This window comes from Pyxidicoccus sp. M6, from assembly GCF_055568925.1.
Genome location: NZ_CM145714.1, coordinates 541,441 through 552,030, shown reverse-complemented (window position 1 = coordinate 552,030; position 10,590 = coordinate 541,441). Strand labels below are relative to the sequence as shown.

Genomic DNA, 10,590 nt, shown 5'->3' with positions numbered 1-10,590 from the left:
TTTTGGCCGTCCACTTCGCGGCTCCCATCAGTCCTCGTGCGAGCGCATCAGCGCCGCCAATTCCCTGTCACCGGCCAGGGGGCTGCGCTCCAGCCCGGCGATGACGCCCTGGCGAAGGGCGCGCCGTCCTCGCCCACCGTCACCAGCGTGGCGAAGGCGTACTGCTTCATGAACGCGAGGAGATGCTCCGTGTCCTCCTCGTGGAAGTGGCGCGGGATGTACATGGCCCCATGGTTGGCGCCAGGGCCACGGCACAGTCAACCCGGCGGCGGAGGGAACACAGTGGGAGCGCTCAGGGCGCGGACACGGGCGCCATGTCGTGCGGCGCGGAGCCGAGCAACTGGCCGGTCAGTCCCTCGCGCGTGCGCAGCCCGGGGCCCAGCTCGAAGAGGAGGCCCACCTGCACGAGGCTCACGTGCTGCAGGAAGAGGCTGTTGTAGTAGTCCTGCCCCCGGATGTAGCGCACGAAGCCGCCGAAGCCCGCGCCCCAGCGAGGCAGCGCCGCGGCCTCCACGCTCAGCGTCCACGGCTGGCGCGGGCTCTCGCCGTAGGGACGGCTGACATTCCCCTCGACGCGGAAGCGGTGCTCGTACCAGACGCGCTCCACCATCGCGCCGAAGCCGAAGTGCCCGTCGCCGTACACCTCGCGCATCTCGTCGGTGATGCCGCCGAAGGCGAGCGACGAGTTGCGCTCCACGAAGGCACTGCCTCCGAAGACCCAGGCGGAGCGGCGCTGCACGTCGAAGTGGTTGAGGAAGCGCAGGTGCCCCTCCAGCCGGAGGAAGTTGGTGGAGAAGTCCCCCGACGTCTCGTTGAGCGGGAGCTGTCCCTTCACGGGGACGCAGCCGGACTCGCCTCGCGTCTGGTTGGCGTAGAAGCACCCCGCCTGTCCGTTGGAGTAGTGGCCCACCACGACGTTGACGAGCCCGAGCCGCATCGACGGGAGCGCGCTCTCCCGCTTCGCCCTGGGGACCCACAGCCGCGCCACCTGGAACGTCAGCTTGGGCATGAAGGAGGGCGGAATCACGGGGCTCGACTCCTGCGCCAGCATCCGCAGGCGGATGTTCGGCGTGAGCACCGCGCTGACGATGTACTCGCCCACGCCCGGCGCGACTTCTCCGATGTGGAGCTGCGGGAAGAAGAGGTTGGGCGCCACCTGCGCCTCGAAGACGAGGCTCGAGGACTCTCCCGCGCGGTGGATGCGGCTCGGCGAGCCGAAGACGTAGGAGCGGTCCAGGGCGGCGTTGAAGGGTTCGTCGAACTCGAACCGCGAGCCGGCCCAGGCCTCGGACGTCAGGCCGAGCACGGCGACGGCGGCGGCGAGGAACAGCGCCCCTCGGGGAACGCGGGGCAGACGGGTGACGGGCAGGGACACACAGCCCCCTGATGCGGGACGGAGAGCGGTGCCTTCCCAATTACCCGCATCCGAGATATTCCGCAATGCGGAGTATCAAGTCGGTAACGGGGTTGCGGGAGCCGTCCGGTGCCGCATGCCGGGCGACGTCAGCCGAAGTGAATCGCGGACAGCCTCACGCCCATGAAGGTGCCGTTGTAGGCGACGGTGCCGCGGTCCGCTCCGGCCGCGCCGGCGATGACCATGAGGGGCAACAGGTGCTCCTCGCGGGGATGGCTCTGGCGTGCCGCGGGCGCGAAGTCCCACGCAGCCAGTCGTGCATCGCGCGCCTTCGCGTCGAGCGTGGCCGTCTCACGCAGCCACGCGTCGAAGGCCTCCGACGTGCGCAGGGCCCCGGGGCTGAAGAAGGCCCGGAGGTTGTGGTACGTCATGCCGCTGCCGATGATGAACACGCCCTCGTCGCGCAGCGGCGCGAGCGCGCGGCCCAGGGCCAGGTGCTCTTCCGGATTCAACCCCTCCACCAGCGAGAGCTGCACCGTGGGGACGTCCGCCTCCGGGTACGTCAGCTTGAGCGGGACGAAGGTGCCATGGTCATACCCGCGCTGTGCGTCCTCGGCCGTCTGGAAGCCCGCCGCGCCGAGCAGCTCGCGCACGCGCGCCGCGAGCTGGGGGCTTCCCGGCGCCGGCCAGGTGAGCTGGTACGAGGCGGGCGGGAAGCCGTAGTAGTCGTAGAGCATGGGCGGCCGGGCGCTCGTCATGACGGTCGGCACCGGCTCCTCCCAGTGCGCGGAGATGACCAGCAGCGCCCTGGGCGACGTCTTCGGCAGGGTGCGCACCGACTGGAGGTACTCCGTCAGCGCCGCCATGCCCGCCTTGTCGTCGATGCCCATGTCCACGAAGGGCCAGGGGCCTCCGCCGTGCGGCATGAAGACGACGGGCAGGCGCTCGCCGCTCGCCGGGCGCTCTTGAGGCTCTTCGGATGAGGAGGAGTGAGGGTCTCGATTCGTCGCCGCCAGCGTGGCGAGCCCGGCCGCTCCCACCAGGCCCCCCACCACCGCCGCGCGCCGCGTGACTCCGTCCGACGTGTCGCTGCCCATGTGCCTCTCCTCCGGTGCGCGGAGCAATCACGCGCTGGAAGAGTATCTGCACGCCGGGCGCCCGGTTCGCCACGGAACCTGGGCGCAACAGTCGATTCAGACGGCGGGCATGCCGTAGCGGCCATCTGTCGCCCACGCACAAATCCAAGGCGTCAGCCCGCACGGGCGAGGCTGGGGAGGAAGCGGTAGTCGGATTGCACCGAAAGCCCTCGGCGCTCGGCGAGCTGCAACAGTGCCAGCCCCTCCACGAAGATGAAGGGTTCCGTCGCGGCTTCTTCATCCCTGGGCGTGAAGGACCTCGCCCGCGCGTGAAAGTGGCGCTCTCGTTCTTCCAGCAGCGCCTGGAGGGCAATGTCGAAGCCCTCCTGGTCTCGCGCCAGGAGGCCCCGGCACATGGCGAGCCTGGGGAAGTCCTGTCCTTCCATGACCCGCTCCAGCGTGTCCAGCAGGGGTTCCGCGCGACCGGGTACCGCGTCGTCTCCGGTGGCCATGAGGCCGAGCAGGCGCGCGTAGAGGAAGTCCTCCTCGAATTCGTGGCCCTTCACGAGCGTGTCCGTCGACAGGCGGGCGATGTCGTGGGCCAGCTCGTCCGCCCTGGCGGCCAACGCGTCGCAGAGCGGTCCGTAGTGGCCCGCCGCGGTGAAGCGGCTGAAGGGCCGCCGCGCGTCCACCGTCGACTGGAGCAACCGGCGGCGCGCCTCCCCCGAGCGCACCAGCCGCTCGCGGAAGGTGGCCCCATCCGCGTATGCGAGCAGCCGGGCGATGGCGGCGGTACGCAGGTAGCGCGAGAGGTGGAAGAGGATGCGCTCGCGCTCCTCTGGAGGCCTCTGGCCCTGCTCCAGCTCTTCCTCCAGCAACGCGGCCTTGGCGCTCGCGGACACCTCGACTGCTCGCATGTCGGGGGCATTCATTCTCGCAACGTCCCCCATTCGCTGCCGTAGTCGTCCATCTCCTGGAAGATCATCCCGTCACACCCCGCACGGAGGATGTCATCGGCAAGGTCTTCTCGGACGATGACGAGATCCGTCTGTTCCTTGAGCCGGAAGAGCCTGGCGTCCGAGGGAATCTTCGAGCCGTCCAGCGACAATCTGAAGAAATGGAAGACCTGGTCGGGGCGGATGTCCGAGCACCAGAACTTCGACCGCTCCCGGTCCACGCACTCCTCCGTGCCTACGAGGTTGGCGATGAAGTAGGGCTCCGGGACCACGCGGCCGCGCTGGTTGCGAATACCTACCGGAAGGAACTCAATCTCCGCGCCTGACTTTCCCTCCAGAACCCGCCTCAGCTTCTCCGAGACGATGAGCAGGTGCAGCGTATTGGGAATGAAGTCCGTCAGCTTGATGCCGTGGGAATCATCGAGCTGGAACACGGTGTCCGTCGGGAACCAGTGCTTCACCGACACGCCCTCGTGCAGCAGATAGGAGTCCATGCAGTGCATGAGGAAGTCTGACTTCTTCGAGATCCACGCGAAGGAGTCATCCTCATCGTCGTTGACCCATGGATAGTAAGTCACAGATCACCTCCCGTTGATTCAAACAGGAACATTCATCCAATCTTGCGCCTGGCCTTGGGGGGCTTGATCTTGACCAGAGCATTGATGCTTTCTCCGACACCCAATGGGCGACTTTCCCCGAAGGCCACGACGTACTCCCAATACATGTCCTGAAGCTTGAAGAGCGTGCGCGGAATGGATTCCGGCGGCCTCCAGTTCACACACACCTTGCCGAGCTGGCTGCGCACCAAGGTCACCAACTTCTCGCAATCCGCCTTCACCTGCGCGGTGTAGTCTTCGTGGAAGTCGTAATGACAGGGCAGCCGGTGCACGTTGCAGTACCTCAGCGCCCGCTGCTGCCACGCCTCCTTGCGCTGCCGCCGCGCGTCCTCGCCGAGGCCCTTCCACACCTCGGAGCCGGACGTGTTCCCGCGCCTGAGCAGGTACACCTCCACCGCGTGCGAGAAGCCCGGCAGGAAGATGATGTTCTTGCCGTTGTTCACGTCGTAGAGCACGCGCTTGAGGATTTCCAACTCCTCCTCGGTGAACACCTCGTTGGGGATGAACACCTCGCACGGCACCAGGTGGTGGGCGATGTTGGAGTAGGGCTTCTGCCCGGTGATGAAGTGCTCGAAGTGGTAGAGGGCCGCGTGCGCCGGTGAGTGCCTGGGCACGCCCTCATCGCGTGGGTCCACGCCGTAGAACTCCAGGTACTCGATGATTTTCGCGTCGTTGTCGTAGACGCGCTTCCGCCGCCCGGCGTTGGCCTTCAGCTCGGTCCGGCCGTTGTCCCGATACGTGTTCGGGTTGCGTCCAAGCACCGCGACGACAGGCATGCTGTTGAGGATGTGTGCGTCGTCAGCCATGAAGTGAACCTCCAGAGCTTCACTCGCGACCCAGGCGAATCGCGGCCACCCGCCCGGATTCGGAGAGGGAGAGGACGAGCGCCTGGCCCTCGGGGCTGTGGCCCCAGACGAAGGCGCCCACAGCCACACCCACGGCCAGCAGCCCGCTCACCGCGCCCGTCTCGCCCAGACACTCGGCGGGCACGGTGACGTCGCAGCGCTCGAAGTCCAGGTGCTCGCGCGTGAGGAACATCTGCGCGTGCCCCCACACCTGGGCCCGCCAGGCTTCGCCGTTGAGGTCCAGGAGCACGTCGCCCGCGAAGGGCCGCCGCTCCGGGAGCACGCGCCGGACGACCTCGGCCAGGGCGCGACCGGATGCCTCGGGGGTTGGTGGCTCCTCCTTCTCCCACGCCTCCGACAGGGCCACCGCGAGCACCCGGCCACCTCGCGCCGCGCTCCGGGCGTGCGCCAGGGATTGGGCTTCCACCAGGACGGCCGCGCCTGCCTCGCCCGGCATCGTCCCCATCGGGCCGAGCGCGCCTTTCAGCCGACCCTGGCCGCACAGCCACGCGAGGCTCTCCGCATCCAGGTACGAGTCGGCGGCGAGCACCACCACGCGGTCCACCCGGCGCGCGGCCACGTCCTCCCCGGCGCGCTGGAGGGCTTCGGCCAGGGCGCAGTGTCCCAGTCCCAGAACCCGTACGTGTCCGGGTGCCCACGAGATGCGCAACGCATCCACCACGGGGCGGCAGTACAGCCGCGCCCAGGCGTCGGGCGCTTCGTCCAGCAGTTTGGGGAAGCGTTCCGCGTCGGCGGCGGGTCCCAGCAGCGTCAGCCCCGTACGGCTCCAGAATGCTTCGTCCCTGGCAGGGGGCAGCTCCGCGCCGTGTACGAGGTCCGCGAAAGCGCCCAGGGCCAGCCGCACCCACGCGCCCGGTCCTGTGAAGCCCTCCGCGAAGCCCATCACGGGGTGGCCCACCACGGCCGCTTCTCCCCCCTCACCGTCCACCATCCGGAAGCTGGGGTGGGGGTACGGGCGGCTCAGGCCCGCGCGCAGGGCGGCCACGGTGCCCACCGCGCCGTAGCCCACGGCTGTCATCATTCCCAGTCCCGTCACCGCGAGCATGGGGCGCGTGCCTCCTACGGCTTCTTCTTGCAGCACAGGCACGCCACCTTCCCCGGGGGCACGCCCACGGTCACCACGGGCGGCTGCGCGAGCGGAAAGGGTGGGGTGTTCTTGTCGTTGTGGGTCATCAGGTCCATGGCCCGCACGACGCCCTTGCCTTCCACCTTCACGTCGAAGGACCAGGTGACGAACTCGGCCTTGCCCTGCGTCTTGCCCGAGAAGACGCCGCCTGCGGTGCCCGCCTCGTCGCCGGTACTGGTGGAGAAGATGGAGTCCTTCACACAAAGGGGATTGCCCTCCACCTCCACCGTCTTCGCCGTCTGCGACGCGTCCGCGGACTTCGCCACGTTCGGGTACGGAAGGGGCACGGGCCCGGCGGGGCTCGGGGTCTTGCACACGTCCGGAAAGGCCACGGTGGTGCCGCCCGAGTCCTGGTGCACCACGCTGCGGTCATTGGCGCCAACGCTGTTGCTCATGCCCTGCTCCTTTCGGGGGCTGCCGGTGCCTCGGTGACGCATTCAGATTCAGGTGGTGCGGGAGCGCAGCTCGGGCAGGGGGTGGGCCAGGGGCGCGTGCCAGTGCCTGCGTGCCGGGCGACTCACCGCGCACCGTCAGCACGTGGAGCACTGCCGCCGCCACCTCCGGAGCCGCCTCGTACTCCACGAAGGGCAGCAGGTGCATCGCGAGCCCAGGACGCTCGCTCAGCTCCAGCGCGCGGGCCACGGCCCCGCGCGGCGCTTCATCCCCCTGCTGAAGAACCTCCATCACGGCCGCCACGTCCGCGTCCGTGCCCCGCGCCAGCAGCAGCCACGACGCCACCCATACCGCCTCCGTATCGCTCTCCTGAAGCGAGGGACGTGCCCTGCGTGCCAGCACCTCTGGCCCGCCCGTCTCCAGCACGCCCAGGTGTGCTCGGAGTCTCCGCTCAGGCCCGTGCGTCACCTCCGCCAGCGTGAGGCGGGACGAAAGGAGGGCCCGTTCCCATTGCATCGCCAGGAAACAGGAGTCAGAGAACGCGTCCTCCAGCACCTCATGGTGCAGTCGCGCGTCCGGCCGCCCCAGCAGGAGGGCCCTCCCATGCGGCATCATGTCCACCCCCCGTGCTTCTGGCGCCCCCATCAAGGTGCAAGGGCACCATGCCGGGAAGGCGTGACAGGCCATCAATCCAGCATGAGTGGGGGATGGGAGCGCTGCGGAGGCCTACGGGAACGTCATGCCAGAGACAATCACGCGCCGCGTGACTCCGTCCGACTCGTCGCTGTCTATGTGGCGCTCCTCCGGAACGCGGGGGAAGCCGCGCCCTGGAAAAGTATCTGCACGCCGGGCGCATGGCTCGCCACGGAACCTGCGTGCGCGGGGCATCTCAGGCGGAGAGCTTGTCACCCTCTCGGCTCCAGGAATGACTATCGGAACGCGTTGACCACGAAGACCGACGCGCCGGAGTAGTCGAGAATGGCCGTGCCAGGCTTCGAATCAGGGCGTTTGCGCAACTGCCCATTACCCAGTCGTGCCACCGCGCAGATGGGGATGACGTCTCCATCCGGCGGATGCGCTTCGTAGTACCGGACGACGACCTGCGGCCCGCGCGTCCAGACCTGTCCGTACAGGCGCGTTCCCGGGTCAAGCATCCCGAGCTGGCCGTCCAGATAGCTCTCCACCGGCCCGTCGTAGAGCGTGATAGGCCTTGCGTCGATCTGGTTGGCATCCAACTCGACGTCTGCGGAGTCACTCACCTTCAGCCGGAGAATGCGCATCGTCTTGAGTGCCTCATCAGAGCACTCCTGCGGTCCAGGCGACCCATCAGGCCGCAATGAGACGCCAGAAGCAGAACAGCCTGTGACTGCAAGGAGCAGGACCACGCAGGCCAGTCGTCCCGGTCGTCGTGCTCGGTTTGGATGCATGACCGCCGTTCTTACTCACGCGCAAGGCGGTGATCCAGCAGAACGTACCCCTGCTGGAGTCCGTCATCTCGGAAGAACTCCAAGGCGAGGTCGGTGAAGCCGCCATCCGACTTGAAGGCGCTCCTGTCCGCGACAACGGCGAAGCGCCCGGATGCGCCGGGCGCAATCGAGTCCCGGTCCATGCGCAGGGCAAACGGCCTGGCCTCCCCCTTAGTCGTCGTCGACAAGCGGGCTTCCAGGAGGCGCCACTGCCGCTCCGAGTTCCGATTCGTGATGTGAAACAAGACGGCGGCCTTGGACTTGCCCGAATAGACACGGACAACCAGCTCCACTCCTCCATCCCTGAGCAACCACTTCTTTCGCTCGATGAACGGGGTCTGCCCAATGGCCTCACTGACGAGCAGCGAGGCCAGGGCATGGTCCGGCGAGGCCTCCTCCTTGCGGTACCTGTCGTTCTCCTCCTTGAGCGCCTGCTCGCGAGCGAGCGCGTCTGACAAGGCAGCATGTACAGCCAGCGAGGCCTTCCGGTCCGGAAACACATTCACCTGCTGGTCCCCGGCCCCGTCCCGGGCGGTCACGATGAACGGAACTTCCGTTCCATCCGTGAACTTCACCAGGAGCGGCAGACGGTCTTCAGGCTCGAGGTTCTGGAGCGGCACCAGGAGTACCGATCTGCCACCAATGACTGGAGGCTCGAACCGCCCTTCCCATCCCAGGAGCTTCGTCCCCTGTGGGTCACAGGTCTTCTCGAAGCGAAGCACGGTTGCCACCTGACCGGTGACGTACACCTGAGACACGGTGTCGCCCGGGTTGTCCGGGAGGTAGATGTTCCGGACGGCCGCTTCTCGCTCCCTGGCCGCCGCCACGGACGTTGCCAGGAAGAGAAGCAGGGCACACCCGACCGATAAGGTCTTCCTCATGATGAGGAACCTACCAGGGCAGACTCAGCAGAGCCACCCCAAGAGCGTCATACCTTGGGCGGACGGTCGTAGCTGGCGAGGTGCTCATCGAGCGACCAGATGTAGACCCGGTGGCCGGGAGACAATTCGCATTGATGCTCGAAGTCCTTCACGATGGAAAGGTCTCCGAGCCCACTGCCCTGCAGAGTCCAATAGGGGAACTCATGCAGCCACTTCGCCAGAGAATCTCGCGACAGGAAGCGCGTAGGGGTGAAGGGTGACTGACCATCCAGCGCCAGCTTGACCAACTCCGTGAACCGCATTGCGGAGTGCCGCCGCTCATTGCCGTCCCCGTTCTGACCGATGTGGTTGCCCGTCTCCAGGATGGTCGTCATCGGCAGCAGCAGGGTTTCATTCGCCTTTGTCTTCTCGCGGTACTGGGCAACTACCGCCTGGCGATGCTGGCAGCGGTTCGGCACGGAGAGCAGGTTGCAGAAGATGCTCGTGTCGACGATGCAGACGGTCACGGTTCGCTCGGAGGTGTCTCGAGCATATCCAGGACCTTCTGCGCCTGGGCCGCCTTCTCCTCGGGCGTCTTCGGATGCTTGAGGTAGCGCTCCAGGACTCCGCGCGTGACGAGCTGCCCCACGGGGCCTTGTGCCACCAGCTCCGGATAGTCCGGCAGGTCGCGCAGCGGCATCAGCCGGCTGTCGCCCTCCTTCGGGTCGCGATAGCAGGCAACGACGTCGGGAATGGCATCGGTGGGGATGGCGTCGAGAAGAGCCGGGTTGTGCGTCGTGAGGAGCACGCGCAGCTTCCTCTCCCGAGCAACCCGCTGGATGTTGTCGAGCAGCAGCTTCGCCCGGGTGGGATGCACACCGTTGTCGATCTCCTCGATGACCACGAGCGCGCCCTCGGGCACGGAGAGCAGGGCTGCCGCCACGGAGAGCACACGCAAGGTGCCGTCGGAGAGCAGCGCCGCTTCGTAGGTGCGGACCTGCCCACCGAAGCCTTCGGTGAGCTGAACCATGACCTCTTCTCGCGGCGTCTTGAGGAAGGTCACATCGAGGATGTCCTGCTCGGGCAGGGCGCGCACGAAGTCCAGCACCTGCGCCTTCCGCTGCTGCCGCTCGCAAAGGTCATACAGGACGGCGGACAGGTTGTAGCCGTCACCCTGGAGGATTCGGTCCACCGTGAAGCTGTACTCGCGCATCCGGCGTGGCACCGGGTCCAAGAAGAGGATGGACTCCAGGGTGGACTGGAGCAGCTTCGCCGCCTGGGCGATGTGCTGTGCCCCTGGATCGCCCCCGAAACGCGCTGGCGAGGTCATCTGTGTGAAGAAGGCTTGCTGGCCCGAGCAAACAATCTGCCCCCTCCAACCGACGGCCTCAAGGATGCTGTAACGGACGGAAACATCGCTACCGTAATGAGCAGTCGAGTCGTTGTAATCAAACCCCTCATACAGCAGCTTCCCGTCTTGGAAGGGAGACGCCTCTGACTTTTCATCGAAGCCGAAGGCGACTTCATGCTCGATGTGTAGACCGTCTTCTCGAAGGCCGATAGCCACATGCAAGGCAATGCCGTGATGAGGCTCGGAATGAATCCGGCAGCCGAGCTTGAAGACCTTCACACCACCGAACGCCAGCCGCGCGATGGGCCCACGGACGTCCATCTGCCGCTCCTTGAGCGCGTAGAGGATTTCGGAGAGCCGCCGCCCACGGGCAAGCCACGACAGGAACTGCAGCGCCTCGATGAGGTTGCTCTTGCCTGAAGCGTTGGCCCCGATGAGCACGGTGAGCTCCGCCAGCGGCAGCTCCGCCTTGCGATAGCTCTTGAAGTTCTCGACCGTCAGCGCGGCCAGCATCGGTGCCTCCCG

Annotated in this window: 13 protein-coding genes; all 13 read right to left on the bottom strand. The window is 67.0% G+C overall.

Annotated elements, in window-relative coordinates; all coding sequences use genetic code 11:
* Nucleotides 1-47: 47 nt before the first annotated feature.
* The 13 genes from ACVTJA_RS02270 to ACVTJA_RS02210 all read right to left on the bottom strand — a co-directional run bounded on the left by ACVTJA_RS02270 (nucleotide 48) and on the right by ACVTJA_RS02210 (nucleotide 10,578).
* A complete protein-coding gene (locus ACVTJA_RS02270; protein WP_465833389.1) occupies nucleotides 48-224 on the bottom strand; it encodes an FMN-binding negative transcriptional regulator in 177 nt (58 codons plus the stop codon).
* A gap of 68 nt (nucleotides 225-292) precedes the next feature.
* Entirely contained in the window at nucleotides 293-1,375 is a 1,083-nt protein-coding gene (locus ACVTJA_RS02265; RefSeq protein ID WP_465833388.1) for a hypothetical protein, read from the bottom strand.
* A gap of 128 nt (nucleotides 1,376-1,503) precedes the next feature.
* Nucleotides 1,504-2,451 carry a DODA-type extradiol aromatic ring-opening family dioxygenase gene (locus ACVTJA_RS02260; RefSeq protein WP_465833387.1) on the bottom strand — a complete coding sequence of 316 codons (948 nt, stop codon included), beginning with the start codon at nucleotides 2,449-2,451 and terminating at the stop codon, nucleotides 1,504-1,506.
* A 152-nt stretch (nucleotides 2,452-2,603) separates the two neighbouring features.
* Nucleotides 2,604-3,347 (bottom strand): Imm49 family immunity protein, encoded by a 744-nt coding sequence (locus ACVTJA_RS02255; RefSeq protein ID WP_465833385.1) that lies wholly within the window; start codon nucleotides 3,345-3,347, stop codon nucleotides 2,604-2,606.
* 11 nt (nucleotides 3,348-3,358) lie between these two features.
* Nucleotides 3,359-3,964 (bottom strand): imm11 family protein, encoded by a 606-nt coding sequence (locus ACVTJA_RS02250; protein ID WP_465833383.1) that lies wholly within the window; start codon nucleotides 3,962-3,964, stop codon nucleotides 3,359-3,361.
* 32 nt (nucleotides 3,965-3,996) lie between these two features.
* A complete protein-coding gene (locus tag ACVTJA_RS02245) occupies nucleotides 3,997-4,809 on the bottom strand; it encodes a hypothetical protein (protein ID WP_465833382.1) in 813 nt (270 codons plus the stop codon).
* A gap of 19 nt (nucleotides 4,810-4,828) precedes the next feature.
* Nucleotides 4,829-5,914: a hypothetical protein gene (locus ACVTJA_RS02240; RefSeq protein ID WP_465833380.1), complete on the bottom strand. Its 1,086-nt coding sequence runs from the start codon at nucleotides 5,912-5,914 to the stop codon at nucleotides 4,829-4,831.
* Nucleotides 5,915-5,928: 14 nt separating this feature from the next.
* Complete coding sequence (locus tag ACVTJA_RS02235) at nucleotides 5,929-6,390, bottom strand: DUF4150 domain-containing protein (RefSeq protein ID WP_465833379.1); 462 nt, start codon at nucleotides 6,388-6,390, stop codon at nucleotides 5,929-5,931.
* A complete protein-coding gene (locus ACVTJA_RS02230) occupies nucleotides 6,365-7,003 on the bottom strand; it encodes a hypothetical protein (protein ID WP_465833377.1) in 639 nt (212 codons plus the stop codon). The genes ACVTJA_RS02235 and ACVTJA_RS02230 overlap by 26 nt, the downstream gene beginning before the upstream one ends.
* A gap of 314 nt (nucleotides 7,004-7,317) precedes the next feature.
* On the bottom strand, nucleotides 7,318-7,647 hold the full coding sequence (locus ACVTJA_RS02225; protein ID WP_465833376.1) for a hypothetical protein: 330 nt from the start codon (nucleotides 7,645-7,647) through the stop codon (nucleotides 7,318-7,320).
* 179 nt (nucleotides 7,648-7,826) lie between these two features.
* Nucleotides 7,827-8,735 (bottom strand): DUF2381 family protein, encoded by a 909-nt coding sequence (locus tag ACVTJA_RS02220; protein WP_465833374.1) that lies wholly within the window; start codon nucleotides 8,733-8,735, stop codon nucleotides 7,827-7,829.
* Nucleotides 8,736-8,782: 47 nt separating this feature from the next.
* Nucleotides 8,783-9,241 carry a hypothetical protein gene (locus tag ACVTJA_RS02215; RefSeq protein ID WP_465833372.1) on the bottom strand — a complete coding sequence of 153 codons (459 nt, stop codon included), beginning with the start codon at nucleotides 9,239-9,241 and terminating at the stop codon, nucleotides 8,783-8,785.
* Nucleotides 9,238-10,578 carry an AAA family ATPase gene (locus ACVTJA_RS02210; protein ID WP_465833370.1) on the bottom strand — a complete coding sequence of 447 codons (1,341 nt, stop codon included), beginning with the start codon at nucleotides 10,576-10,578 and terminating at the stop codon, nucleotides 9,238-9,240. Before ACVTJA_RS02210 ends, ACVTJA_RS02215 begins: the two co-directional genes overlap by 4 nt.
* Nucleotides 10,579-10,590 lie beyond the last annotated feature (12 nt).